This window comes from Tolypothrix sp. PCC 7712 (assembly GCF_025860405.1).
Taxonomy (GTDB): domain Bacteria; phylum Cyanobacteriota; class Cyanobacteriia; order Cyanobacteriales; family Nostocaceae; genus Aulosira; species Aulosira diplosiphon.
The window spans coordinates 1-24,815 of record NZ_CP063798.1; the positions used below are offsets into that span (position 1 = coordinate 1).

The 24,815-nt window shown below is 40.7% G+C and carries 28 protein-coding genes; 20 read left to right on the forward strand and 8 right to left on the reverse strand.

Annotated elements, in window-relative coordinates; all coding sequences use genetic code 11:
• Positions 1-82: 82 nt before the first annotated feature.
• The 3 genes from HGR01_RS41290 (at position 83) to HGR01_RS41300 (ending at position 2,370) form a co-directional block, all read left to right on the forward strand.
• Positions 83-583: a hypothetical protein gene (locus HGR01_RS41290; protein WP_264267993.1), complete on the forward strand. Its 501-nt coding sequence runs from the start codon at positions 83-85 to the stop codon at positions 581-583.
• Entirely contained in the window at positions 580-1,431 is an 852-nt protein-coding gene (locus HGR01_RS41295) for a hypothetical protein (RefSeq protein WP_264267994.1), read from the forward strand. The genes HGR01_RS41290 and HGR01_RS41295 overlap by 4 nt, the downstream gene beginning before the upstream one ends.
• Before the next feature lie 195 nt (positions 1,432-1,626).
• Complete coding sequence (locus tag HGR01_RS41300) at positions 1,627-2,370, forward strand: hypothetical protein (protein ID WP_264267995.1); 744 nt, start codon at positions 1,627-1,629, stop codon at positions 2,368-2,370.
• Positions 2,371-2,559: 189 nt separating this feature from the next.
• On the opposite strand, the gene HGR01_RS41305 is transcribed toward HGR01_RS41300, so the two are convergent.
• Both HGR01_RS41305 and HGR01_RS41310 read right to left on the reverse strand, forming a co-directional pair.
• Complete coding sequence (locus HGR01_RS41305; protein ID WP_264267996.1) at positions 2,560-5,709, reverse strand: plasmid replication protein, CyRepA1 family; 3,150 nt, start codon at positions 5,707-5,709, stop codon at positions 2,560-2,562.
• Positions 5,710-6,191: 482 nt separating this feature from the next.
• A complete protein-coding gene (locus HGR01_RS41310) occupies positions 6,192-6,362 on the reverse strand; it encodes a plasmid partition protein ParG (protein ID WP_157943351.1) in 171 nt (56 codons plus the stop codon).
• Between the two features lie 448 nt (positions 6,363-6,810).
• On the opposite strand from HGR01_RS41310, the gene HGR01_RS41315 reads away from it, so the two are divergent.
• The 13 genes from HGR01_RS41315 (at position 6,811) to HGR01_RS41375 (ending at position 15,076) form a co-directional block, all read left to right on the forward strand.
• Positions 6,811-7,059, forward strand: coding sequence for a hypothetical protein (locus HGR01_RS41315; protein WP_264267997.1), 249 nt, complete (start codon positions 6,811-6,813; stop codon positions 7,057-7,059).
• Between the two features lie 18 nt (positions 7,060-7,077).
• The gene (locus HGR01_RS41320; RefSeq protein ID WP_264267998.1) at positions 7,078-8,010 is read left to right on the forward strand and encodes a ParM/StbA family protein; all 933 of its coding nucleotides are present in this window, start codon (positions 7,078-7,080) and stop codon (positions 8,008-8,010) included.
• 3 nt (positions 8,011-8,013) lie between these two features.
• Complete coding sequence (locus HGR01_RS41325) at positions 8,014-8,424, forward strand: hypothetical protein (RefSeq protein ID WP_264267999.1); 411 nt, start codon at positions 8,014-8,016, stop codon at positions 8,422-8,424.
• Positions 8,421-8,579, forward strand: a complete 159-nt coding sequence (locus HGR01_RS41330) for a hypothetical protein (RefSeq protein WP_264268000.1) — start codon at positions 8,421-8,423, stop codon at positions 8,577-8,579. The genes HGR01_RS41325 and HGR01_RS41330 overlap by 4 nt, the downstream gene beginning before the upstream one ends.
• Positions 8,572-8,838 carry a hypothetical protein gene (locus HGR01_RS41335; RefSeq protein ID WP_264268001.1) on the forward strand — a complete coding sequence of 89 codons (267 nt, stop codon included), beginning with the start codon at positions 8,572-8,574 and terminating at the stop codon, positions 8,836-8,838. The genes HGR01_RS41330 and HGR01_RS41335 overlap by 8 nt, the downstream gene beginning before the upstream one ends.
• 7 nt (positions 8,839-8,845) lie before the next feature.
• Positions 8,846-9,043 (forward strand): hypothetical protein, encoded by a 198-nt coding sequence (locus HGR01_RS41340; RefSeq protein WP_264268002.1) that lies wholly within the window; start codon positions 8,846-8,848, stop codon positions 9,041-9,043.
• 84 nt (positions 9,044-9,127) lie between these two features.
• Positions 9,128-9,523, forward strand: coding sequence for a hypothetical protein (locus tag HGR01_RS41345; RefSeq protein ID WP_264268003.1), 396 nt, complete (start codon positions 9,128-9,130; stop codon positions 9,521-9,523).
• On the forward strand, positions 9,523-10,128 hold the full coding sequence (locus HGR01_RS41350) for a hypothetical protein (RefSeq protein WP_264268004.1): 606 nt from the start codon (positions 9,523-9,525) through the stop codon (positions 10,126-10,128). The genes HGR01_RS41345 and HGR01_RS41350 overlap by 1 nt, the downstream gene beginning before the upstream one ends.
• A gap of 53 nt (positions 10,129-10,181) precedes the next feature.
• Positions 10,182-10,745, forward strand: a complete 564-nt coding sequence (locus HGR01_RS41355; protein ID WP_264268005.1) for a hypothetical protein — start codon at positions 10,182-10,184, stop codon at positions 10,743-10,745.
• On the forward strand, positions 10,742-12,532 hold the full coding sequence (locus HGR01_RS41360; protein ID WP_264268006.1) for a hypothetical protein: 1,791 nt from the start codon (positions 10,742-10,744) through the stop codon (positions 12,530-12,532). The genes HGR01_RS41355 and HGR01_RS41360 overlap by 4 nt, the downstream gene beginning before the upstream one ends.
• A 482-nt stretch (positions 12,533-13,014) precedes the next feature.
• A complete protein-coding gene (locus HGR01_RS41365) occupies positions 13,015-13,140 on the forward strand; it encodes a hypothetical protein (protein ID WP_264268007.1) in 126 nt (41 codons plus the stop codon).
• A 46-nt stretch (positions 13,141-13,186) separates the two neighbouring features.
• Positions 13,187-14,371, forward strand: coding sequence for a protein NO VEIN domain-containing protein (locus HGR01_RS41370; protein ID WP_264268008.1), 1,185 nt, complete (start codon positions 13,187-13,189; stop codon positions 14,369-14,371).
• 60 nt (positions 14,372-14,431) lie between these two features.
• On the forward strand, positions 14,432-15,076 hold the full coding sequence (locus HGR01_RS41375) for a tyrosine-type recombinase/integrase (protein WP_264268009.1): 645 nt from the start codon (positions 14,432-14,434) through the stop codon (positions 15,074-15,076).
• Here the strand turns inward: HGR01_RS41375 and HGR01_RS41380 are convergent.
• Positions 15,073-15,423, reverse strand: coding sequence for a hypothetical protein (locus tag HGR01_RS41380; RefSeq protein ID WP_264268010.1), 351 nt, complete (start codon positions 15,421-15,423; stop codon positions 15,073-15,075). The two genes, HGR01_RS41375 and HGR01_RS41380, sit on opposite strands and share 4 nt — an antisense overlap.
• Positions 15,424-15,760: 337 nt before the next feature.
• Here HGR01_RS41380 and HGR01_RS41385 point away from each other — a divergent pair, with 337 nt between their 5' ends.
• Together HGR01_RS41385 and HGR01_RS41390 are read left to right on the forward strand one after the other, a co-directional pair.
• Positions 15,761-16,924, forward strand: a complete 1,164-nt coding sequence (locus tag HGR01_RS41385) for a DNA cytosine methyltransferase (protein ID WP_264267980.1) — start codon at positions 15,761-15,763, stop codon at positions 16,922-16,924.
• 17 nt (positions 16,925-16,941) lie between these two features.
• Positions 16,942-18,492, forward strand: coding sequence for a hypothetical protein (locus HGR01_RS41390; RefSeq protein ID WP_264267981.1), 1,551 nt, complete (start codon positions 16,942-16,944; stop codon positions 18,490-18,492).
• 330 nt (positions 18,493-18,822) lie between these two features.
• On the opposite strand, the gene HGR01_RS41395 is transcribed toward HGR01_RS41390, so the two are convergent.
• From HGR01_RS41395 to parA, 5 genes are all read right to left on the reverse strand, one after another.
• Entirely contained in the window at positions 18,823-20,106 is a 1,284-nt protein-coding gene (locus HGR01_RS41395; RefSeq protein WP_264267982.1) for a helix-turn-helix domain-containing protein, read from the reverse strand.
• A 67-nt stretch (positions 20,107-20,173) separates the two neighbouring features.
• A complete protein-coding gene (locus HGR01_RS41400; RefSeq protein WP_264267983.1) occupies positions 20,174-20,563 on the reverse strand; it encodes a type II toxin-antitoxin system VapC family toxin in 390 nt (129 codons plus the stop codon).
• On the reverse strand, positions 20,560-20,802 hold the full coding sequence (locus tag HGR01_RS41405) for a hypothetical protein (protein WP_264267984.1): 243 nt from the start codon (positions 20,800-20,802) through the stop codon (positions 20,560-20,562). Before HGR01_RS41405 ends, HGR01_RS41400 begins: the two co-directional genes overlap by 4 nt.
• Positions 20,803-20,897: 95 nt before the next feature.
• Entirely contained in the window at positions 20,898-21,173 is a 276-nt protein-coding gene (locus HGR01_RS41410; protein WP_264267985.1) for a plasmid partition protein ParG, read from the reverse strand.
• The gene (gene parA, locus HGR01_RS41415) at positions 21,160-21,810 is read right to left on the reverse strand and encodes a ParA family partition ATPase (protein ID WP_264267986.1); all 651 of its coding nucleotides are present in this window, start codon (positions 21,808-21,810) and stop codon (positions 21,160-21,162) included. Before parA ends, HGR01_RS41410 begins: the two co-directional genes overlap by 14 nt.
• A 1,490-nt stretch (positions 21,811-23,300) precedes the next feature.
• On the opposite strand from parA, the gene HGR01_RS41420 reads away from it, so the two are divergent.
• Both HGR01_RS41420 and HGR01_RS41425 read left to right on the forward strand, forming a co-directional pair.
• A complete protein-coding gene (locus HGR01_RS41420) occupies positions 23,301-24,182 on the forward strand; it encodes a S1 RNA-binding domain-containing protein (protein ID WP_264267987.1) in 882 nt (293 codons plus the stop codon).
• 171 nt (positions 24,183-24,353) lie between these two features.
• Positions 24,354-24,788, forward strand: a complete 435-nt coding sequence (locus HGR01_RS41425; RefSeq protein WP_264267988.1) for an adenylate/guanylate cyclase domain-containing protein — start codon at positions 24,354-24,356, stop codon at positions 24,786-24,788.
• Positions 24,789-24,815: the final 27 nt, after the last annotated feature.

The window sequence follows — 24,815 nt, forward strand, 5'->3', positions numbered from 1 at the left end:
TCACATTGAAACACGATTCTTAAAGTTTTTTGGCTCTGGGATTTTTTACAATCTGAATAATTTGTTACTTCTACTGCTGTCTATGCCCCGCAAACCTAAAGCTGTTCCTCTATCCAAAATCGACGATATTCAAGCCTCTCTTAAACAAAAGGCTGCTACTCCTAAAACTATTAGTCTTGAGAATTTGGTCAAAAGTTTGGCTAAACCTATTCAAGATATGTTGGATGCTGGTTATTCCTATGAGGATGTTGCTGAGGTGTTTAAAGGGCATGGTGTTGAGCTAGCTGCTAGCAGTATTAAAAGTTTTCACAAAAAGTCTTTGGCAACTGCTGCTCATCAACAAGGTGATGATTCTTCGGTTTCTTCTGATGGGGAATTACCTGATGAGTCAGAGAGTAACTTAACTTCTGAGTCAGCTTTCACTGGTGATACTGTTTCGCCAGTAGATGCTGATACCTCGTCTAGTTCGTTGCCAGAAAAGAGTGAACAATCTTCTGATTCATCATCTCAAACTCCTAAGAGAAGGAAAGCAGCAGCTAAGGAACATGGACAATTCAATGTCACTGATAGGAGTGATTTATGAAACGTATTGTGATGATTCTCGGTGGTAAGGGTGGTACTGGTAAGACGGCTTTTACTCGGTTGTTATTGGATGTAATGCACTCTAAGGGAATTAATTATCTGGCTTATGATGCTGATACTGAAAACCCAGAACTGTATGACTATTATCAAAATTTTGGTCATGGTGTCAGGCTGTTAAACTTCCTGGAGGTGGCTGAGGCTAAACGCTTTTTTACGGAAATTAAAGCGGAATCACCAGACTCAATCATCGTAGATATGCCGGGGGCATCTAGCAATAAAACTAGGGAAATTATCAGTAAGTTTGGGCTATTCAAGATTGCTGGTGACTTGGGTTATCGGGTAACGCTGGTGACTGTATTAAATCTTGGTTATTCGGTGATTACCAGTTTAAAAGCCATGATGGAGTTCTGCGGTAATCAGAGTGATTATGTGGTGGTGAAAAATCTCTGTTGGGATAAGGGTTTAGGTTTTCTGCGCTGGGAGAATAGCAAAACTTCGGCTGCTATAGCTGAACTTCAAGGTATAGAAATAGAGATGCCAGAGCTAGACTACTCGACTTTTGACACGTTGACTGAAAAAGGTCTGCCTTATTCGGCTGCTACTGAGGAGAATGGTTTTCCTTTTGGTGATTATTTACTGGTGAGTGGGTTTTTAGATCAGGCTAAACCGGAGTTAGAGAAGGCTGGGGTTTATTTGGGTTTGCAGAAAGAAGAGAGTAATAAAACAACGGTTGAGTCAACTGCTTCCCCAAAAGCTCAGGCTTCTACTCAGAAAAAGGTAACTGGCTCTACTCAGGCTAAAGTAACTGCTTCTACTTCTCGTCGGGTTCAAAAGAAAGCTGGTGAATAATCATGCTCATGGGTAAAGTCTGGGGTCTAGGGTAGGAGTTTTACACCAATTCTCTAAAAGATAACAACAGATACAAATCACAAAAGTTCTGCTGTATTCAAGTTTCTTAATTGCGAAAAGCAGCGAATTGGTTTAGTCCATCCTCTACGCCATACATTACACCGAATCTCAATGATTTATTTTGGTGTGTAACTTATGAATAATGGCAACGGCAATGGTAAATCTAGTCATCAGAGTGACTCAATTAGTAATTCTGTAGATGCCAGTGAACTGGGTGAAGTTAAAACGGCACTGGGCAGATTATATAAAGAGTTTGAAAGTTTTAAGCAATCACAAAAAACTGAACGGGAACGCGATAGGGCGGAGTTACAAGCATGGGCGCAAACCAATCTGATTCAGAATCAACTTCTCAGCAAGGCTATGGTGACTATCGAGATGTTGACGGAACAATTGAAAACTCAGAATCTCTCCTCGAACGCGTTAGAGCAGAACAACGCCGATTTGATGCAGCAATTAACTCTCTTCATGACGCAATTACAGAATACTCCCACGTTGTCGCCCATGTTAGAGAACGTAGAGTTCAAAGGGCTGAGGAGCGAGATAAAAGAATTAAAGACAGCTTGGAAAATAATAGTCGCTCACATCGAGAAGTTGAACGGAACAATCCAAGAATTGAAGATGACTCCCAGTCCCAAACCCATCACCATCGAAAAAGAGGTTTTTCGCTCTGAACCTATAAGTAAATATTTCTGGGTTGGACTGTTTACTGCTTTATCTACTATGTCGATTTTCTTTATTTGGAATCAATTTATGCCGATGAAAATCTCTGACAATGTAGAGAATTATCTGCAAGCTATTTGGGAGCGTACTGGTTGGACTAATACCAAGTTACAACGGGTTGAACGTCGTCTTGGTACTGACCGTAATCGTAGAAGATAAGTTAACTTATCTGCTCCCTTGATTGCAGGCAATAAGATATTTATCAAGGGAGTTATCTATATAAATATATAAATATATTAGGAATATATTTTTACCCATAGCCTGAACATTCAGTTCCACAATTGGGGACTGATTTTAGCTGCTAAACAACTATTTGATGTGTTATTGATGTGGAATTTCCAGTTGATTTCACATCCCATCTACTGGGATTAGGTCAGCTATAGGTAGAAAAACCACAGTCTTATCAGTCAAACTATTGCACCTAGCTCTAGAGTCTAGAGTCAAGCTTTGTACTAGGAATTGGGTGTTAGTTCCTCCCACTGTCACTACACATCCAATTAGTTGTTCTGCAAGAGATTTGGGCTGGTGTGGTGTTGGATCTCCTAGCTGATTTTTAGTATTAAAAGGCATACCAGATCCAGAAACATCTCCAGTATCAGCAAGTCTTTCGCGTCGTGTGGCTCGTCGATGTAAAGTAGACATCAGGCTATGCCAAACCTCAGTATCAAGTCGGTAGACCTTAATTTTTTGCTTCTCAAAACCCGGCTCAAACCTCGACCAACGGAATGCCATTTTGATACCTAACTGTGAAAGCAGTTGATGTACAACCTGCGTATCACTCATTTTGTCGCTGATGGTACGGTTGAGATACAGGTTAATTTCTGGGGCATATTGCCGAATTTTATCAGCGTATGGTTTAAGGTCAGCTTTCGTCCATTCTTTATTGGGGTCTAAAAAATCGTTTAACCCTAACGCTTCTCGGATTTTTCGCCGCAGTGCTGTACCGGAAATATCCCAAGGGCAAACACCTTGATTCCAACTCGCTTGTTTTTCTAACGATTTGGCTGTTCTATCCAGGGCTAAATCTGGGTTTAATTGCGCCTCTAAGTTAAGCAATTCTCCCCGGCGTTGGCCGTTTTTATCCCAAAGCACATCTTCTATGGTTAGCTCGTCTAAACAGTAAAAATCTTTGAGATAAAATTTGGTGACTGCGAGTGCATCTTCTGGGGAAACGCTTTCTTGCGATTCCAAAAGTGCCACTTCTGCATAAGTTAAATCGGCGGCGGCTACTATCGCTTGTGCTTCAGTTATCTGAATTTCTTCTTTGGCTTCTTTTAACAATACGTTGACTGAGGACTGGGATTGTTGGTAATCAATTTTGATATGATGTCCTTCGTGTTTGAGGCGAATTAATAGTGCATCCCTCAGATTCATCATCGAATAATTCTGCTCGGCACTAATCCGCGCATAGAGATTAACATGGGGGTTATCGTGCCAGTTGTAATTAGTAATTTCTTCAACCATGTCAGGTCTGAGGTTGGAGCGAATTAAGCTAACGGTGGCATCAGTTCTTTGTTGTAATTGGTTTTTAATTTCGAGATAATTGCTGGAACGAGAAACTTTACAGTAATTTGTACCACGTTCGTTACACCAAACCACGCGCTCTACATTATCTCGTACCCGAATTAAGGATTGGGACATATCCGCGTCAGTAGAGGATGCGCCGGTGAAAATTCCATAGACTTTGGCGATAAAATCTTTCAGTTCAATGCTGACTCCCGTGGCCATGGTGGGAGTACAAATAATTACGTCATATAATCCTTGAGCAATTACAGGGTCGGGTGTTTTCATGAACCGTTTTTCTACGGTATTGCCACTCGTTTCTGAGTTAATTAGTAAAATGCGGATTCCTGGAATGGCTTTTTGTAACAGTCGCGCTGTGGTCTTACTGGTGGCTTTACTATCGGTGGTGACATACAGTGTTTTACCCGGCTGTAGTTGACGGGCATCGGCAATTAAATTGTTAATAATTGCTGATTTATCTTTGGCTTGGATCAATGTGACATGGTAGGGTTCGGGTTGGTAGTCGTTGCGAATTAAGAAAATGGGGGTGTCATCGCCCCGCAGTTCTTTAATGTAGTCTAGGGTCTGGTTGTTTAAATCAGCGTCAGCCACAATTATCCGGCGGGAGACTCTAATTAATTCCGCAAATCTGGCTAGTAATGCGGGGCGTTTGCCATTGCGATCGCAGGTGCTAGAGGTGAGTAAGTGACGCACTACCTGAACAATTTCATCAATGATTAAGTCACAGCCTGCAAATTTTTGGGGGTCAATGGCTAATAGGGAATCAACACAGAAACCGATTCTTAGGGTGTAGGCTGCGCCTTTGATAAAATTGCCGTTAAATTTATCTAAATCACCACGGTAATCTAAGTTAGCCCTGGCACATAAATTTTGTGACAGTGCAATTCTGTGACTGGCAGATAAGACTTTTTGAGATTTAGCTGTAGTTTTGGCGATAAATTTAGTTTTACCTGTCCCCTTGTTGGAGTCGATGCCAATAATTCCCTGTTGGGGTAAATCTTTGATTTCCAGGGTGGATAGGTCAGCTGTGGTTAGTTGTAAGGCGGGTTCGTAGGTTAAACGATTTTCTAAGCGTTGCCACAGTTGCCAGTGTGCTAGGGGTAGGGCTTGGTTTAAGGCTGTCTCCCAGGCTGTAATCCCAGAGTTGACGATTAAATCATCCACGCCTTTACACAGCCCTTTTTGACCGTTCCAGATGGCGATATTAACTTTGCTGCCTGCTTTCATCAGTAAGCGGCTAAAGCGGTATGTGGCGGCGTTAACTCGTTTTTGGGTGGCGGGGTTGGTGTCCTGGTCAAAGGCTAGGGTCAGGTGTCTACCTTTGACAGCAAATTTGGCTATGTCTGGGATGAGGTGGGGTGAGATGGGGTTGCCTAGTGAATCTTTGCTGCGGTAGCCGCCGTTAATGCCGTAAAGGGCAATGGCGACGTATCCTTGGGATAACAGGCATAGGGATTTTTTACCACCTTCTGTAATGATGATGGGGATTTCTGGGTGCAGTTCTAGCCACTGCCAGAAACTTTCGCCAGCCGGTGGGACTTCTACGTTGTAGCGTTGGGCAATTAAGCGTCTAGTTTCTCGGTTAATGGTGGGGAGATAGGCGCGTGAGCCGTTGCCAATTGGGGTTTCGTATTTTTGAATCTTGCCTTTATTCGGGTCAGTCCTGGGGGTGCTGAGTTTGGCTTGCCAAGGGCTGCTGTCTTCGTTATGCAGTAGAGCTGCGTGCAGTGTGGGTTTGGCCTGATGCCCAAATCGGGTGTATTTCCAGTTGAGGGCATCGTGTATGGGGGTGGCGACATCCCCACCTGCACCAATTTCTAGGTCGGAGATGATGCGGATGTTTTCTGTGTAGAGACTAGGGGCGATCCCTGACCCAACAATAAATTCTGTCTCAATTCGGCTGGTAAACTCCTCGATGCTCTCGACTAGCAGTAGGTTTTGAGCAGATGGTAGAACACTTGATAAATTTTTCAATTCCCTTCTCCAAGCTGGGGTGAGATTGCCCTCGCTCAGAAAAGACTGTGGTTCAACTTTTATCTACGGAACAGTTGACGTAACTTGTGCGGTAGATGGTTAAGAATCAAGTGGTTTCGCTCTTTGCCTTCATGCCTATTTTTTTCTTCTCATCTGTTGGAAATAAATTGATAGACACTTATAATCAAAGAAAGTCTCCACTTGATTCTTCTTCAGTGGGGGTCTTACACTCTGTCTTTCCTGGCGGGGTGGTCGCGTGGTAGGTGTTGGTCGCACCGAATCCACAAATTGCAAGTGAAATCAAATGAATAATTTGAGTCAAAGTCTGTGAGTTTGCCGCTCGCAGACTTCTTGGCATTTATTGGCTCAAATTCCAGGGATTAAAGATCATAAATAGAAGTTTCATGACGTAAAAGTTATGTGGGTTTGTGGGTAATGTTTGACACATTATAGCTCTATTGGCCCACAAACCCACAGACGTACTATTTTTTTTCAGACTCTGCTTCCTTGTGCTTAACCCAGTCTTCAATCAGCTTGTTTACCACAGATTCCATAGTTACGTCTTCATCCACACACAGTTTTTTAAATCGCTTGTGTATTACCGCATCAATCCTGGTACGAAAAAAAATCTTGTCTTTACTCTCATTCGCCATAAATTAAAATCTAAGCCCACAAATGGATTCACCTATTTACCCACTTTATAACTCTCGGTTCGCTCATTTTCTAGACGGTTGGGAAAATATGGAACGAAAGAATCAGGGTTATAGCATTTGTACCAGATTGTGATCGCCAAGCATTGCGAATTAATCTAGGGTATTGTTTCACCACTTACTACTAGCCAAAAAGCTGATTTCTCCCAAACCCTTATAAATACGTTATTTACCAGTTTATCTAACTTAAAAAAATGGGCTAGCTGTGAGTTATCAACCTAGTTCCAAGGTTTCGTAAAGTTTTACTAAGTCATTTGTGGGTTTGTGGGTTTGTGGGTTAGATTGAAATACAGCAAGCGGGACAGAACCGGACATAGGGCAAAACTAAGGGAATGAAAAGTGATTGCACCTGCGATACCCGCTAAAACTCCAAAAGCAAGGGAGCGAAATAATGGCAGAAAATTCCAGAGTTCGTATACCTGCAAGTTTAGAACAGTATTTAAAATCTCAAGCTCCAAGGGTACTTGGGATTTCTGAGAATGCTGTCTCCAGTGTTCATCTTTCCGAATTGATGGACAAAATCTGTTACGAACACAGACAGATATTTGCAGGTGTTTTAATGCCTGCTAATGGAATGCAAATGTTAGCTGTGGCTGTGCCTACAGAACAAGAGACAGAAAGTATTAACAGCAATATCTAGTTTCATAGGAGAAAGCAAGTGTACAACATTTACTTTGCAGATATTGGCAACTTCACCAGCATCACCGCCCTCAAAGGTGAAAAGCCTCGCGTCATTCGCTCAGTATTTCAAGATGTCACCTATACCAGTGCTAGGGACATAGAAACAGATGATTCCCCCAGCGTCAAACTAGACAACAAAGTATTAGTCCTGGGAGAACGAGCCACCAAACAGAAAAACCCCCAAACCGCCGCCGAGCGAGGCAAGCAATTACCAGAATTCGTCAAACCTTTCACCCTAGCAGGCCTAAGACTTGACTTTGAGGGAACTGTCAGATTCTTAGTACCAGAGCGTAATCAATGGGATGAAGATACAATCCGCCAAACATTGATTGCAGAACATCAAGTCACAGTCAATGGCAGAACCTACAGACACAAAATCAAAAACATTGAATTTTACCTAGAAACTGATGTAGCAGTCGTCAACGGGTACAAAAAAGGTTTCCTGGATATAGAAGGAGACACACTCGCCATCGACATTGGCGGAGGTACGACCAACTATTGTGTCATGACTCCCAACGGTGAAGTCCTCACCCGTCGTTCCATTCCCAAAGTCGGTGGTGTTTCCCTAGCTAACGACATCATCAACTCCGACTTAATGCAGAGTTACGCCAAGCGCGATAACGTCGCCTTTAAAGTAGCAAAGATGATGGATTCCATAGCTGACGGCTCTTTAACCTACGGACGCAAGTATGATTTTAGTTCTGTCTTTCCAGGGCTGTTAGAAAACTGGTTTAACGCGCTAATGGATAGCATAACCACAGCTGCAAATGATTATCTGGCAGATGTCACCAACATCATGCTCATTGGTGGATGTGCCAACTTAGTACGTCATAAATTGAGTGCCAAACCAGGGTTTTATATTCCAGTTGACCCCCATCTATCAAACATTCAAGCACTGTTGGCTATGTGAGAAATGCAAGTACGGTTAGCGGTGCAAGTAGCCGCCAAAGTCGAGGGAATCAGAACTGCACTCAACTATTCCAAACTGAGTGACACCGTAAATCTCCTGTTGGATGCCATTAAGCATCAATGGAACTTAAATCTTGCCTATCAGCCCCAAACTGGGACATTTCAACTCAAAGTCAGACTAGATGAACGGCATATTCAATGGGTGTCCCAATATGCAACAGAAAGGGGAATTAACGCCACATCTGCCACCAATTTGTTGATTAGTGAATATTTAACAGGCAACAGCGTTAATTTTTCACCCCAACCACCAGCAACAGGGGTTAAAGATAGCAATCCCATTCCACAAGCATCAAACCCAGAACCAAACATAGAAAAACCGAAAGGACAGACATTAGTTAGGAGTCTGAAGTTATGAGTCAAACGCGCGTAGTCCTGGACGAAAAGCATTTACCACTAGCAAAAGAAATCATTGAACAAACAGGAATCAACACATACTCACAGTTATTTACCATCCTGTTAGTTAACTATGGCGATACCTTGGTGAAGTCTTTAAGAGGTAGCAATGAATAACTTAAGTAGAGTTCATGACAGCACTTGGTTATCGTCTACGAAAGTTTATCAGATTGAAAGAACGCTGTACCAGTACCGCTATAAAACAGGCACAATCCAAGCACCACAATTCATTTTTCGACCACTAGCAGGACAGCGAAGAAAAGCAGATTTGAAGCTGAATCATAAAGCTTTAACTACTCGTTGTTATGAGGTAGAAGGAGTGACTACAAAGAGTTCTGTACTCAGCCAAGAATCACTACAGCTATCAATTTTCTGAGGTGAATATGAAAACTCAACCGCTACCAGAATTAATTACACAAGCTCAAGAATTACTCACCCAAATTCGGCAACATCCCCAATTTTTAGCACTGCAAATTGATGCAGATGTCACAATTGGCGACGTTACGCAATTTCTCAATGTGCTGGGATGGGAAGCAACAGCCTGTGTTGTGGACACGTCCAGAGAAGGTTTTTTTCAGTGATGGGAGAGCGATCGCACAGCCTGAGAAACTACTGCGGTCGCCCACCAGTGCATCGAATACACACACTACAAGGATTTTAGCAAGATGAACAACGAGAATCTATTTATCGCCGCATTGGACGTACTAACCCAAAGAGGATGCCCAACAGATTTGGCACAAGAGGCAGCGCAAATTGTGGCCAATGATGATCCATACCAACCAGATTTAGGCAGAACACCAGAGCAGCAACAAATCATTCGAGAAGCACTGCCATATCTACAAACTGGAATCTATGACCAGTTTGAAACGATTGACGAAACACCAAACCCTCTAACTCACGGTCAGTTTTTAGGGAATTTTGGGGCAGAACTGCCAGACGAAACGATTTGGAGACTTGGGGAAGGCGATTCAACAGCACTAAATAATATTGCTGATGACGCAACTAGAGACAAAGCTGGCAACATCTTCACCAGATTGGAAGAACTAGGAGCGTGGGAGTGATGAACCGAACCGTAAAACTCAAACTTGATGCACCCATTACATACGCTGCCTTACATTCCCTTAGTGGCATTAACCAAGAAACCATATTTCAAGCCCTAGACGGAAATGAAACAGCAGCAGCGCAGGTGGCAGACTTCCGCATCCAACAAACTCAACGCGCCCAAAACGCCAAAGCCGTATTCGGTAATCTCAGCCAAGGGTTAAAAGCAACTGAAACAGTCATGGCAGAAGAAACCCAGTTTCTCACCGCCGCCGGTACAACTATCAACAAAATGGCTGATGGTTGGTCACAAGTCAGGGTCAGTGATGCGCGTTTAGGTTATGGCCTACAGCAAAAAGTGATTGCATCTGACAACCAACTAGCCCAAGAACAGTTTCGACACTCTAGGACACTTAACTTATTGGGTGAATCGCACCGTGCCACGCTCAGAACCATTGAGATTGATGCAACCAAGGCACAAACTCAACTTTGGCAACAGGTAAAGGACAAGCAACAAGGACTTTCACCCACAGACCGAGCCAAAGAAACCTTAAAAGACATTCACAGACACGGTTCTAACGCTGTTAATCGTGCCAAAGGTTTCTTCAGACGGTTGATTGACTAACAAGTAAATCCCCAGGTTTCTTACCTGGGGTGAGTCTTCTAAAAGGTGTCCCTATGCTAACTAACCATCAGAAAACACCTGTCTATTTTGATGCAGAGATTGTAGACGAGAATATACAGCCTGTAGACGGTGAACAGTACGACTCGGAGCAGGTACAGCAGGCGATTGCTGAAACTGACAGCAGTATCACCATAACTCAAGGCATTGCCCAAGGTGCATTCCTAGCAGGATTGCAAATCACATCAACTCAATATCTATACCTTGCAGGCAGCGTTGGACTATTCCCCGCCGTGATTGCTGGCTTACCCGTTGGCGCATCCTTGGCGGCTACCCTCTGCTACTTAAGATTTCACCACAGCATCATTCCCCAAATCAGCGATCGCCAAAAATTTGGCATTGGTGTAATTCGCAGTGCAACACTGGCAGCTAGTTCATGGAAGTTAACAGGCGATGCCCAAGACATGGACACAATAGCCCGTAACAGTTTTTCTACCGTGACTGAGCAGGTAAAAGTCTATGAAGGTATCGAGAAACCCAAAGAAACTAATTACGGGTTATTTCTTGGGTTAGCCGCAGTTGTTTCTGTTCTCCTATATTTCTACTGGCGTAAGAAATGAAAGACGTAAAACCATCAGAACTTAATCAGCGTCGTTATAGTCTGCCACTGCGTCTAAATCTCCTAATGATGGCATCGGTAGTAGGTGCGGTGACTTGTGTTGTAGTAGGACATTTAGGGGATGGGATAGCCAAGAAAGAAATATGTTTTTACCCAAAATCAGCCAGGATACACGATGCACCACTAGAAGCAGAGGGAGACACAGAGCGATTACTTTTAGGTAATAAGTATTGCCGATATGAACAGCGATCGCAAATTCCCGAACCCTATCTAAAGGCTAATCAGTACCGCACCAGTAACCCCAACTATAACGAGTGGGCATTTCTCCAGCATGAAAGCTTGTACGTATTTAGAGAATTACCAGCCGATAACCCGTTTAAGATTCACTTTGGCATAGGGGCGATGTTGTTGGGGGGAATTGGTCTGTTTTTAACTTCTAAAGCCAAGGATTATCTCAGCGACATTAGACCCCACTACCGTGCTACTAAACAATTTGAGGGTGTGAAAGCGTCTTACAGTGTAAAACTTGGTGAGCAATTGTTAGACCTGTCTGGTAACGAACTGCTGAAATACTTGCGTGGTATTAAAATCGCTGAGGCTAGACAACAGTTTATAGCCAGTATTACCCCACAGCAGCAGATAGCCCTACTCATGGCGATGTCGGCTGATGATTATTTTGACTTTGGGCATTTACTTGATGGTGGGGCAAGTTTTTCTAAGTTTGAGCCACAACAACAGCCAACCGCACAGCTACCACATGGCACACCTGGAACTGTAACCGAACAAGCACAGCAGCCAGTTATCCCACCCAACAGTAACACCGCATGGGTGCAAAACCTCATCAAACAAACTGCTTTAATTTGGGGCAACCAGGGGGGCGGTAAATCTTGGCTGGCTCGTTATGTCGCTAAACAGAAAAAAGAGGCAGGCTACCGAGTTATTGTCCTTGACCCTGACAGTAATAAAGCAGAATGGCGAGGGGTTGAAAGTTATCACTCGTGGGAGGATATTGAACAACAAATCCGCGAATACGTTGAGGAATTGGAACAACGGTTAAAAACCTTTAACAATTCATCCTTGAGTGAGGAGCAATGGCGACAGAAACTTTGGTCTGAAGGCAAAGCAACAGCCCTAATTTGTGAGGAAGCAACCACCTACGGCGATTTCATTAAAAATGAGGAACTACTGTCAAAGTTCGGCAAGCTAGCACTAACCAAAAGCCGCAAGCAAGAAATGCCCCTGACAGTGGTATCTCACAACAATACTCAGGCGTGTTTGTTCGGCATTAAGAGTTTGCATAATCTCGTTTCTAAAATGCTTCAAGTTGAATGTTTGGCACAGGTAGATCCAATTACATTACAGCCTAAATCAACTGGTAAAGCCAAGGTAAAACTCGATAGTTCTAACGAATGGATATTAGTTGAACTGCCCAATATGACAGCCAAAATATCTGATTTTAGTCAGACTGTGCCAACAGAATTTTACGCGAATCCACCCATTGATAAAGCCACATTGGAACGGATTTATGAACTAGAAATCAATATTGGTGAGCAGGCAGGTGACACCCAAAATCCACCTAAAAAACTCTCATCAATGGCGCAAAAGTTATATGAATATCTCACCAGAACTGAACGAGTAGAGGCTGATGTTAGGGAGTTTAAAAGTAACTTTAAAGTCAACGGTGAAAGATTCACTGTAGAGCAAATTAAGGGCTGGATGTATGAAATTGTTGGGGCTAATTTAGCAGACTGGATAGGCGAGGGTGTTATCAAGCTCAATCAAATTTGACTGCTCTTTGTGGCTGGTGTCTGCTCCCAAAACCTCCCTTTTTTCGTGGACATCGGACACCAGACACCACAGACACTAAAACGCCAAACCCTTATACAGCATAGACATCTCCAGACACCACCACGGACACACCGCAGACACTTGGTGTCTGTCAAATGTCTGCTTTGCACTGTTAATTAATCTATTGAAATAGCTGAATAATATGCACCCTATTGAGTTTAAGAAAAAGTGGCAATTAACTTATAGTGAGCTTGCACTTGTCCTGGGTTATGAAAGTGATTACACTGTCCGTTGCTGGGGTATGAAAGGAGGACATAAGCGCAATCCCCAAAATGTTGTTTATGTCGCTTGTCGCCTTCTAGATGAAAAATGGTCAACTCAAGGTAAACAAGTGGATTCTTACCTTTGAGGCTTGTGTGAGCCGATGTAATTAGAAAAAACTGTTTAATCAGTCTGTCCCCATTTATTCAGGAGAGAATAACGTGGCTAACTATGTTGGGGTAGTGTTACAGAAGCTACATAACCTACGGGCAATGACAACCCATGCCCCATTTGCATACGCTCTATTCATTTGTGATGTAATTACCGATGTCTTAGTAAGACCATAAAGGTGAAGCTGAAAACAGTCAACACCAAAATTTATATTTCTCAAAAATGGCAACGTTCATCTTTCTCTGCAATGAAGATACCGAAATTGACATCCGTGACCAGATAGAGGACGCAAAGGAACAAATTGCTTCTGGAGAATTTTACGATACTCCGTGGAGTTGTGGAAATAGTACCAAGATTAAAATTGGAGATAGAGCTTACCTTAAACGAACAGGTAATAGACCGCATGGTTTTTTTGCTGCTGGTAAAGTTGTTGCTGCACCTGAAGGATACCAACTAAGAAAACAAGGTGAATATAAGCATCTAAGTGAAGCCTATTTAAATAGCTTCTATGGAAACAGTTTCATGGTACTTCTTCATATAGATTCTGTTGTTAATTTTGATCAGCCCTTGGAACAGGAAAAATTAAGATATATGCCTCAGTTCAGGGGAGCTAATTTCACATTTATGCAGGGAGGATGTGAGTTTATTGCAAGATTTTGTGAAGATTTAGATTCTGCTTGGGAAGAACACTCGATGATTCTTTCGAGAAAAGGGTATGGTAAGCGTTTAGTTGATACTTTCTGCGACAGAGGGCAGGCTCACAAGGATAAGATGAACTATCAAGCTGCTATTGAGGCATACAACCAGGCTCTTCTTATTCAGCCTCGCTATTCCAAAGCTGTTAATGCTTTGAAAACGTGTGAAAGTCTACTCAAGAAGCAAATTACTAAAAAAATATCTGAAACAGAAGAAATAAAATCTGATAAAAACTCCAATGAATTAGAATCTTCAAACATCTCAGATAGTAGCAATAAAATTGAAAGGATTAAAGACATAACTATAGCCAAACAGCAAGAAGAAGCAAGTTTTCTGGGTGTTAGTTTTGGCAATTATCAAAAAAACAAAGAAGTTGAGAAAGCCGCAGTTGATTTTGTACGGAAACAGTATAATGGCTGGAATATTGAATCTGTTGAAAGAGATAAAGTAGGCTACGACTTAATCTGTACTAACAAATCCTTAGTTGAAAATGTTGAAATAAAGGGTGTTTCTGGAAACGAACCAGCTTTTATAATTACCGCTAACGAGGTTAATCAGGCAAATAAAAATCCTAATTTTGTGCTGTGGGTTGTAACTTCAGCACTTAACAGTCCAAAAGGACACCGTTGGAGCGGAAGTGAAATGTTGTCTCAGTTCGAGCTAAAACCAATTCAATACATGGCGAGATTACGTCCGAAAACTCAGAGTTAAGAACGAGATTGTTGTGTCAAATCGTTGTAGGCTGTGGATCACAGGGTTTACAGTCTCAGGATGAAAATCAATCGGCACGGTCGCGCCAAGGTTCTGACACAGCAAGAGATACAGCTAATCTTCAGTCACGGTTTAGACAATGACCGGGACAGAACTTTATTTGGCGTGTGTCTGTTTAGTGCCTGCCGCATTCGGGAAGCCTGCACCCTGTTAACAGAAGACATCTACACACCCCTTGGGTTAGTCAGACCCCAGCTAATTATTAGAAAAGCGAACACTAAAGGCAAACTGGCCACACGCACAATCCCAGTAATTGAAGACCTGCGCCAAATACTAACCAACTACTACCCACTAGCAGGTAATCCCTACTTATTCCCCGGTCGCAGTGATGGACACCTATGCGAAGACTCAGCCGCTAGGATACTGCGCGGAGCTTGCAAACAAGTAGGGATAATCGGCGTATCGACGCACAGCTTCAGGCGTACAGCCCTAACGCAGATGAGTAATGCAGGTATCCCACTCAGGGTAATTCAAGAAATTAGTGGGCATCGCAACCTAGAACAGTTACAGAGATACCTGGAAGTATCGGATCAGCAGGTGTTAGGGGCAGCCGCCAGCTTGGCGATGCTGTCACCTGTGGGTAGAACTGGTGTAGAACTAAAACTCGATGAAAAGCTAGAAATTGATGCGAATAGTCCCCGTTAGGGGAAGAGGTAGTGGGGTAAATGTCGGGAAATGGGAATATGACGACATCTCCCGAAATGCACCGAATGTAAGGCATTCAATCTCAGATTAGCCAAAAGCACGATCGCCGTTGTCAGGCAGGAAAGTGATCTATCACGACATCGGCGTGATAGTCGAGACTGTAAACCATTGAGCCACCAATTAGCCAAAAGTGCGATCGCCCTGGTTGGCGGTTTATGGGAGTATGACGACATCTTCCTAAATGCACCAACGGTAAGGTATTGAGTCACCAATGAGCCAAAAGTGCGATCGCTCTCGTTGGCGGAAAAGGCAGCTATACCGACATTTCCATACTGGAGTCTACACAATAGGTATTGAGCCAGTAAGGGCGATCGCCTTTTGTCGGCGGGAGAGTGATCTATAACAACAAAAGCTACATCTGTAAACTATAATCAGTCTGCAATTCATAAACTGTTTTTACAGCTTCAACACGAGGCGCAGTTAATGGTATAAAAAATCAGCTATAAGCTTATGGGTATTATTAATGAATATTTTAACTTTAAAAAAAGTTTACAGCTAGACGATAATCAAGATAAAGTGTACAAGCTAATACAGATAAGGCTTTTTACTTAGTTAGTTGATACAGTTCTTATCTAAAAAATGTGCGTTAATGCAAGCATTTTTATATTTAGTAAAAGGAGCAAAATGAGTTACGAACCGGTCGTATTAGAAAAAAAATTAAATTCTCCAAGAATTATAGAAATAGCAACAATAGAGAATCAAGTTAATGCTGGCACAAAAGAATTGATGGCACTATCTCTGTTCTCTGGAGGGGGAGGATTAGATTTAGGCTTTTCAGCAGCAGGATTTAGAGTTGGATGCTCTACAGACATAGATCCATTCTCTTGCAAAACACTAATACTCAACAATGGAAGAAAAGTATTTTACAACCACGCGCACTCAATAACGGCTGATATAACAGAAATTTCAGCAGAATATTTACTAACAAATGCAGAGCTTTCTAATAGCGAAATCGATATTGTTTTAGGTGGCCCACCATGTCAAGCATTCTCTATATTTGGTCGTCGTCAAGGGTTAGATGATCCACGAGGTAATTTAGTATGGGAATATCTAAAAATTATTCAAGAAATCAAACCAAAAGCATTTGTTTTTGAAAATGTACCTGGCTTAAAATCTATTCATGATGGAAAGTTATTTGAAGAAATACTCAGAGAATTAACAATAAACGATACATACGCCATATCTACGCATAATTATCAAATGGCTGAATATGGAATCCCCCAATTCCGCGAACGAGTGTTTATTATAGGTGCAAAAAATGGGTCACTTGTTCCCCCAATGCTTCCAACGCATGGTAATGAACCATTATTAGGGCTTAAGAATTACCGCACTGTTAGGGAAGCACTTCGATATTTGCCTGAGCCAGGAACGTTCAGTAAAGTTCCTAATCACATCGGAAGAAAACATAGTCCAAGGATTGTCTCACGCTATGAAAACTTAAAATTTGGAGAGCGCGATCCAAAAACAAGAATAAATAAATTACATCCAGAGCGTCCAAGCTTTACGATAATTGTTGGTTCTGACAAAGGTGGTGGTAAAGGTCATATTCATCCATTCGTTCCCAGAGAAGTAACGCCGCGTGAATCAGCGCGTATGCAGACTTTTCCAGATTGGTGGGAATTTTATGGTACTGGACGGCACGTTATTAGGCAAGTCGGAAATGCGGTTCCTCCTCTTTTTGCTGCACTCCTTGCAGAGCATCTACGTGTGCATATTTTTGAGGAAACTAAACAAAAGAGCTATGAGGATTTTATAGACATATTAGGGCTTGGTTATCTTCAAGAATAAATAAAAAATGATAGCTCATGATTATTGATTTGTTCAGCCATAAAATACATTCAAGCGGCGATGATTGGCCTGATAAATTAGCGGAGTTGGCTGCAATATTTGGTGAATTTGATGGACAGCTTTATGACCGTTTTGCGTTTGAAAGCCGTCTACAGCGTATTAGTCCACGCGCATCTTACCTAACACAAGCAGTGTCTGCATTACCTTTAACACAAGGTGGTAGGTTAGATGTATCAAAGTTTCGTGATGAAATAAGTGCTTATCCAGCGTACTTAGGGCTTTACTTCCTTGAGAGATCAGCATCTGGATGGGTAGTTAGAGTTAGTGAGACAACAAAACGATTTTTGTTAAGAGAGGAGCCTGATGTTGCCTCGTTTCTTCGCCTTCAACTGCCTTTGTTCCAATATCCAAATGCAATGGGAGCGGCTTACACAAGCTACTCTAACAATCTCCGAATTCAAGCTAATACAAGAGATCGAACATTAGGATTTATAGAACAAGGTATTCATTTTTCACCTGTACGACTTATATCAGTTGCATTGAAGGCAGATGCTAAATTACGCGATGTCGAAATTTTTAGTGCTAATGTAACCTTTAAAGAAATATTTGGATTAGCGAATTCTCCAATGGTCAACCGAAAAGCTTTGCCGGATATTGAAAACGTTATAGTAGCATTAGATAGTATTCGACAAGGAAAGGCTTTAGTTCCTAACAAATTTGAAAGCAGATTTCATATCTTACGACATACTGAAATGTTCGATGTTAAACGTTGCATTCAACTTAGGGATAGCGTAAACGAGGCTGATCGCGAACAGTTGATAAGACGATTAGATGCAATATGCAGTATCAAAACTCAACTTAACGCTTTTGATAACTGCATTACTGCTAGAGACATTGAAGATGTAATTTCTAGCGGTGCATGGGGAAATTACTTTGATGGGGTAAGAGTTTTACCATCTCAGATTGTTGAGGTGCTAACAGACGATAAAGCACTTGAATCAATTATGATGCTTGAACCTGTTACACTTAGAAAAACTGAAATGATAGTACAGCCAGTTGCGGAAATATATCCTTTTAGAGATAGAACATCTTCATTGTCGCCTGTGAAACCGTATGATCGTAAGCGTGAGATGGCAGATCCTGAAATAACAAAAATTAAGAGACAACGCCGAAATTTATTACACAAAGAATTAATTGATAAGATGGATTATTGGTTACGAAATATCGGCGCACAACCTAAAGAAAACGACCATATTGATCTGTTTGCAAAAATCCCATCCGATGGCTCATTTATTTTTGAAATGAAAAGCGGAGGAGAAAACTTATTAGAACAGATTAGAAAGGGGCTTAGTCAACTTTACGAATACAGGTATCGTTATAAGTCTGTAATTAACGATAACCACATTTCTCTGTGCCTCGTATTACCAGAAAGTCCTGATTCTATCCCTTGGATAACAGAATATTTATGCAAAGACAGAGAAATCAACATCTGCTGGTTTGATGAGAACGATGATTTATTATGGCCAACTATTTGTTCTGAACAGATGAAAGTATTAAAAAGGCAATAATTCGTAATATTATATGATTTATTTATTCCTACTATAATTAAGAAAAATTTTATCCAATTTTAAGGCTTATCTCTAAAATTTTCATTATTGCTGCTATTTTAATTTTATTAAAGTTATTTTCAGTTATTTTTTGTCTAGTTAACATATTCTAAGCAATTTGTTTTTTGAGTTATAAATATCTCGTAATAATACCCGAATTCAGCAATAAGCCTCGACCGGGTAATAAAGCTAGGCTGCATTGCCTCTTAAATACCTTACTGCTTCTTGTCTATGGCAATCTTTGGTAAGAAATTAATTACTAGAGTTTATTATAGATTTATGACGAGCGCACTATCGGTATCGATTTGGATCATAAGCACCACCAAATTTATACCAAGATAACAATTTCTCTATAGATTTCCTACGTGAAGTTGTAAAATAAATGAGAAATGTTTGTTCACGTACATCTTCTATACTAGGAAATCTTGATATGATTTTTCCATTACTATCTACAACTTCTGTTGTTACTTTATTGCCATAAAAATCAGTCCCTTTTGTATATAAAAAACGCCAGATAGTTTTAAGAGTAACATCAGAATTTGACGAGGTTACAAATTTTTCTTTTACTAGCTTAGATACTTCTGGAGTCATCATTAATCCGAGTCGTACGAAAATTTTTTGTGTGCTTCCCGATTGAATATTTATAGGTAATTCTAATCTTTTAGTTTCTCCATTTTCAAGTAGATATAAACCTTGATCCATACCTGTATACCAATTTGCTGGAAAATCTTTTCCTACTTGAATAACCTTGTAATTGATTACAGATAAGTCACGATTTCCTAGATTAGATAAATATACTTCCCAATAGACTGAGATAATTCCTTGCCCACCACCAAACTCACGAATTTCTGTTTTACTATCTCCAACCGTTTTGACTGAGCTAACTTGGATACTATCAGAGGTTTGATTTATATAGTTTGAGATAATTCCAAAAAATATAAGTCCTCCGGTTAGAGCAGCAAACAAAGTAATTATTAAACGTTTTCTAGCTTTAATATGAGTCACAAACTGAATTGATTGTTTCTCTTTTTCAATGGCTATTTGCTCTTTCGGAGAGGCTTCGTATGTTTCTTCTCCATCTCCACGACGAATGAGAACTGTATATGGAGAATATTCTTTTTTAGGCGTTTTCAATTGTTTAGAGAGCCTATGTAAATAAGGAGATGGTGGAATGGAAACAACGAATAATTTTATGCCATCTACTACAACTTCTTCACATTGAATATCAGGAAGTCGGGGTTGGCAATACGAATTTATTTTCTGAAGAATCTCTTTTCGTGTAGGTATTGCATTTCCAACATCACGTAGAGTTGGAGTACCGTCGGCTTTCAACTTATCATCAGCACCTACAACAAGATATCCTGTTTGTGCAGCAGTTCCAGTATTACCATTAGCAAGTGCAATAACATCTTTGATCAACTCTGCCCATTGTTGCTCTTTGGCCTTCACCCATTCCTGAATATCAGACTGAGTTGTAGGTTTAGGTTCATAAATTTTGTACAGTTCAATCTTAAAGTCAAGCTTTGCGCTCTCTTCAGGTTTCCAAACAAGTTGCCGTAGGGTGGTGCTATCCATATTTTTAGGACATTAGTTAATAGTTATTTAGACGTTATGTGCTTTCCAATTGATAAGGCGACTAACACTACTTGAGCGTTTGCACATCAGGATAGTTAAGAATTTTCGCATCCACCGTTAATAAAGGACAATTATAAAATCTCGCTGTAGCCACAATAAGTTGGTCAAACGGGTCGCTATGGAAGCCGCTTAATTGAGTTGAATCAATTACAACCGGCAGGGACAAATTTAACAGTTGTACACCAGGATAAGCTAAAGCAACTTCTAACCATTTATCAATAGCCAAAGGTAAAATTAATCTATTTTTCTCTACCAATTTGGCTACTTCCCAGCATGAAAGAATGCTGACTCCTAAACCGTCCGGTTCGTAATCTTGTAGCCATTGTCGCTGTTGTTGGTTCAGTCGTGAATCGTTCTGAACCCACCAAACCCAAATATGAGTATCAAGTACAATCATTGCAAAACTTCCCAGTCCTCTAAAGCGACGGGTTCTGTGGGGTCGTCATAACGGTATGGCTGTGTGTTGTGCAAAGGATAAGAATTTGTACCTGATTGGGGTAAATGTTGGGCTTGATGCTGTGGAGTTTTTGTTTCGAGAATAATCACTTCCACCGCATCCCCAGCGTGAAAGGGTAAACCCTGTAGCGTCAGAGTTCCATCTTCAGTTAAAACAACTTCTATCTTGTGAGCATTCATATTTCAACACAGTAAGCAGGGTTTTCAGTCTGAGTTACAGTTGTAACAATGTAATAATGTAATTAGATACAAATGTAATAAAGTAATTAATTACATTATCTCTTTAACTCCGACTCAACTAGAGCAATCATATACTCCTTAATAGTCATGCCCTTTTGGGTAGCGCGGATTTTAATCTCCTGGTGCTGTGCTTCGGTGACTTCAAAAGTAACGCGCTTGCTTTTACCGTTGTTAACTTCTTCAGTAACTATAGTGCTAGGCACTTCAGCACCATTGCGACTTTCTACCCATGCTGCTGCTTCTTCAGGAACAGATGTTTTCTGAACACTTGGCTTTAAACTTAATTTTTGTGATTTTTTAGTTTCTGTCATGATTCGCTTCCTCTGTTGCTTCTAATATTTCCTTAACAACTGCTCGTACTTCATCACTTGCAGCACTTTTGGGGGCAGTTTCCAAAACCGTACTCCCAATATTCAAACACTCGGCAAATGCGACCCTTTGACTTATCTGTGCTTTCAGCACTGGAAAGGGGTATTCCTCCAAAACTTCCGTCACCTCTCGGCCAAGAGCAGTGTTCACTATTTTTCTGTTGATCAAAAACGCTGCTGTTAGCTCAGGTTTATATATAGTGGCCTCTTGTACCAGTTCTACTACCTCATGCACTGCCCACACATCTAGGGGAGATGGTTGTACAGGAACTAACACAAAATCCACTGCCATGATTGCTGATCTGGTTAAGTCAGAAACTCTTGGCGCACCATCAAGAAAAACAAAATCATACCCAAGCGATAGTTTGGGCAACTCTTTGTGCAAAATAGGACGATCTAAACCAATGACGCTAAATGGAGCTTCACCATTACGTGCTGCTGCCCAGTCACGGGTTGAGCCTTGAGGGTCAGTATCAACAAGTAATACTCGATACCCCTTTATAGAAAAAGCATGAGCCAAATGGATGGATACTGTGGTCTTGCCACTGCCCCCCTTTTGGTTCAAAATCGCAATTTTCATAAATGTGTTTTTGTAAAAATGTAATTCATTACGTTATGACAAATTTCAAAAAGTCGCAATATCAAGCTTAACGCTTAAATTACAAATTTACAAATACACAAAACAACATTATTACAAAAGTAATTAATTACAAATTTACATCTGGAGCTAGAGATGGGAAATTTTTCTACAGCCTTTTGAAGCCAGTAACTTTAAGTAATATTAATCACAACTGATTTAAGATTAAACTTAATTCCAAGATTACAGATTTACAAATATACAAAACAACATTATTACAAATGTAATTAATTACAAAAATACATTTGTAACTAGAGATTGACTATTTTCATACAATCGTCGCATCTCAGTAATTCCTAGTGACATTAATTACAAAATAAATCTAGTGTCTGTTGTTAAGGGAAGGGATTTTAATTCATAAGTAAAAGTCTATGCGTAATTAAATTAGTAATAGTTTTACTGATGATAATCAAGTCAGGTAAGAAAAAAGTAAGAAATTAATCTGATATTTCTCTTATAAGCCTTGCTTGATAAGGGTTTGGGGTAGGTGCGGTTGAGCAGGTTTGTTGCTCAGTCGGGGCTATTGGAGAAAATTGCGATCGTCTCCGACGAGGCGGAGCATCGTTGCCACTGTCCAAAAGTAAGAAAATCCCGCCCCGAATTTCTGAGTTTTATTTGTCACAGCCGAGACTTATCAATGATTTTGAAAGCCAATGCTGTGTATCTCTATTGCGAAGCCGGGGGTAGAGATGTAGAAAACAGAATGTTTAAAATAATACTTATTAACTTGTGTATGGTTTTAGTAGTGCTAAATTGGGTTTGTCTGTGAGCGATCGCGGTATATCGCTTTGAATAAATGAGAGTGACCCTTACGCAATTCTCAAATGAAGGTATTCTTAGAGGAGCGATTTTGCTCCGCATAGAAGCTCCTCATGTTTGCACCCAAATTTGGACATCATCTACATTTAATCCTTATCAAGAACTGTACATCTGTGTGACTTGAATCATTAAATGAGCCAACTTGTGAACCATAAAATAAGCCACAAGTAACGCCAGATTAAGCTTTATAGCTACAACAGATATCAAACTTTGCATTAAATAATGAGCTAGAGTTGATTTTTTGCACCATAATATGAGCCTAAGTTTTAAAAACACTTGTGGGCAAAACTTTAAATAAGCAACCCTCAAATAACAGCACAATTATCAACTTTTATTCCAAGATATGGTTCACAAAGCTCTAATTATGATTCAGAACCATTGTTTTTATAGGAATTGAGTCTATTTATGATAATTCTGGTGGGCGATCGCTATCCTCGCTCTTTCATTAAATAAAAATGATAATCAAACTAGGAGGTGTTGTGCGAGCTACGCTCGCACAACACCTCCTACCCCCCTACGTGATTATCATTATTAAAATAAACTCGTTATCACATAGTGAACCATAAAATGAAACCCAACTTTGCGAAGCATATCTTGAGATAAAAGCTCATTTAATGGTTCAAGTCACAATCTGGCTGGGGCAAATTCGAGACTGTCAACTACCCGCAAAAATGATCATTGATGAGGAAGGTTATGGGGTAGAGCTTATAGCTGAGTCCTTGAGTAATGCAGTTGTGGAATTGAAGATTGACCCGTGGATGTGCAGTCATGACACTACAACACGCCTCAAAATAACTATTGAGTCTGATAAATTGATTAAGGCATTTTATGATGGAGTTATCAAATTTCTTCAAGATGAGTATCAACCATCACAATGGTCATACATTGATGATTTGAGCAATATAAATTGGGGAGCTTTGCTCAAACCATCTAATATAGATGGTCAAAATTGGCGAACACGTTTAGCAATGTACCGGGGCGGACGTGGCAGGGTTAGTGAAACCGGACGTGAAACTGTATGGAACCAATTAACGCCCTTACAACAATGGCTAGTTATTCTACATGATGTAATGTTATGGATTACCAATTTAACAGCTAACGGTCAAATCACAGAAGCCTACGCACTTGTCAGCTTATACAAAAATTTACCAATTGATATTGCTTTAGGTGAATTTGATGCAAGTTGGTATTCTCAGCAAAGAATCGAGTTAAACAAAAAATATGGACTGCGTGAGAACTTCATAGAAAGACGAACACCTTATAATCATAGTGCTTCAGCAAAAGCAAGGTTAAAAACACTAAAGCTTGGTCAACTTGTAGATGGCACTATCCATAAAATTAAATCCTATGGTGTCTTCGTTAATATTGGGGGATATTATGCGCTACTACATATTGCTGCAATTTCTCAACAGACTGTTGAGCATCCACAGCAAGTTTTTCAAGTAGATGGGGTAAAAGTAGCCAAGGCGCATTTTGCCGCCATGCGTCGTCTGTAAACCTTACTCAGACTATATTTCAGAAAAAAAATTAACTTTTACCTAAAATTTAGGATTTGGCAGACTAGAGCCACTACTTTTAGCCGTACCATTTGAACCCCTCTAATTTTTGTAGCCTGAAACCCTTGTGGCTACGTGACAAAATGCTGTGCCAAATAACTTAGACTTTTATTGGTACTGTCAAAACAAGCGTTTTCTCCGTTTTTTGATGAAAAGAGGGATTTTATTTCTGTAGCTCCTTCATGGCAAGCTTTTCAAGCTTTACGTGGCGGCAAAATCTGTCTTGGCTACTTTTACCCCAACTGGTTAGAAAAAGGTCTGCCGGAAAATCTGAATTTGCGGATCTCATTACATGCTGGCCCAGTTTACCAATATGTAAACCCAGTAACTAAAGATACTAGTTATATTGGCACTCATGTCAGCTATGCCGCGAGAATTGAATCGATAACTCCGCCTGGCAAAGTTTATGGCAGTCAAGCCTTTGCCGCACTAGCTTGCAGTCTAGGAGTTCAGGATTTTAGTTGTGATTATGTAGGACAGATTCCTTTCGCTAAAGGATACGGTACATTTCCTACTTATCATGTACGCCGACAAACAAGTTTTTGATGCATCACAATTAATGTTGATTAAAAA

Bases quoted from the DNA above. Each gene is read 5' to 3' on its own strand.
- HGR01_RS41345 (WP_264268003.1), top strand. From the start codon at position 9,128: ATGAACAACGAGAATCTATTTATCGCCGCATTGGACGTACTAACCCAA.
- HGR01_RS41400 (WP_264267983.1), bottom strand. From the start codon at position 20,563: ATGATTGTACTTGATACTCATATTTGGGTTTGGTGGGTTCAGAACGAT.
- HGR01_RS41310 (WP_157943351.1), bottom strand. From the start codon at position 6,362: ATGGCGAATGAGAGTAAAGACAAGATTTTTTTTCGTACCAGGATTGAT.
- HGR01_RS41300 (WP_264267995.1), top strand. From the start codon at position 1,627: ATGAATAATGGCAACGGCAATGGTAAATCTAGTCATCAGAGTGACTCA.
- HGR01_RS41375 (WP_264268009.1), top strand. From the start codon at position 14,432: ATGAAAATCAATCGGCACGGTCGCGCCAAGGTTCTGACACAGCAAGAG.
- HGR01_RS41385 (WP_264267980.1), top strand. From the start codon at position 15,761: ATGAGTTACGAACCGGTCGTATTAGAAAAAAAATTAAATTCTCCAAGA.
- HGR01_RS41335 (WP_264268001.1), top strand. From the start codon at position 8,572: ATGAATAACTTAAGTAGAGTTCATGACAGCACTTGGTTATCGTCTACG.
- HGR01_RS41410 (WP_264267985.1), bottom strand. From the start codon at position 21,173: ATGACAGAAACTAAAAAATCACAAAAATTAAGTTTAAAGCCAAGTGTT.
- HGR01_RS41395 (WP_264267982.1), bottom strand. From the start codon at position 20,106: ATGGATAGCACCACCCTACGGCAACTTGTTTGGAAACCTGAAGAGAGC.
- parA (WP_264267986.1), bottom strand. From the start codon at position 21,810: ATGAAAATTGCGATTTTGAACCAAAAGGGGGGCAGTGGCAAGACCACA.
- HGR01_RS41295 (WP_264267994.1), top strand. From the start codon at position 580: ATGAAACGTATTGTGATGATTCTCGGTGGTAAGGGTGGTACTGGTAAG.
- HGR01_RS41420 (WP_264267987.1), top strand. From the start codon at position 23,301: ATGGTTCAAGTCACAATCTGGCTGGGGCAAATTCGAGACTGTCAACTA.
- HGR01_RS41355 (WP_264268005.1), top strand. From the start codon at position 10,182: ATGCTAACTAACCATCAGAAAACACCTGTCTATTTTGATGCAGAGATT.
- HGR01_RS41340 (WP_264268002.1), top strand. From the start codon at position 8,846: ATGAAAACTCAACCGCTACCAGAATTAATTACACAAGCTCAAGAATTA.
- HGR01_RS41370 (WP_264268008.1), top strand. From the start codon at position 13,187: ATGGCAACGTTCATCTTTCTCTGCAATGAAGATACCGAAATTGACATC.
- HGR01_RS41315 (WP_264267997.1), top strand. From the start codon at position 6,811: ATGGCAGAAAATTCCAGAGTTCGTATACCTGCAAGTTTAGAACAGTAT.
- HGR01_RS41405 (WP_264267984.1), bottom strand. From the start codon at position 20,802: ATGAATGCTCACAAGATAGAAGTTGTTTTAACTGAAGATGGAACTCTG.
- HGR01_RS41390 (WP_264267981.1), top strand. From the start codon at position 16,942: ATGATTATTGATTTGTTCAGCCATAAAATACATTCAAGCGGCGATGAT.
- HGR01_RS41330 (WP_264268000.1), top strand. From the start codon at position 8,421: ATGAGTCAAACGCGCGTAGTCCTGGACGAAAAGCATTTACCACTAGCA.
- HGR01_RS41360 (WP_264268006.1), top strand. From the start codon at position 10,742: ATGAAAGACGTAAAACCATCAGAACTTAATCAGCGTCGTTATAGTCTG.
- HGR01_RS41350 (WP_264268004.1), top strand. From the start codon at position 9,523: ATGAACCGAACCGTAAAACTCAAACTTGATGCACCCATTACATACGCT.
- HGR01_RS41290 (WP_264267993.1), top strand. From the start codon at position 83: ATGCCCCGCAAACCTAAAGCTGTTCCTCTATCCAAAATCGACGATATT.
- HGR01_RS41325 (WP_264267999.1), top strand. From the start codon at position 8,014: ATGCAAGTACGGTTAGCGGTGCAAGTAGCCGCCAAAGTCGAGGGAATC.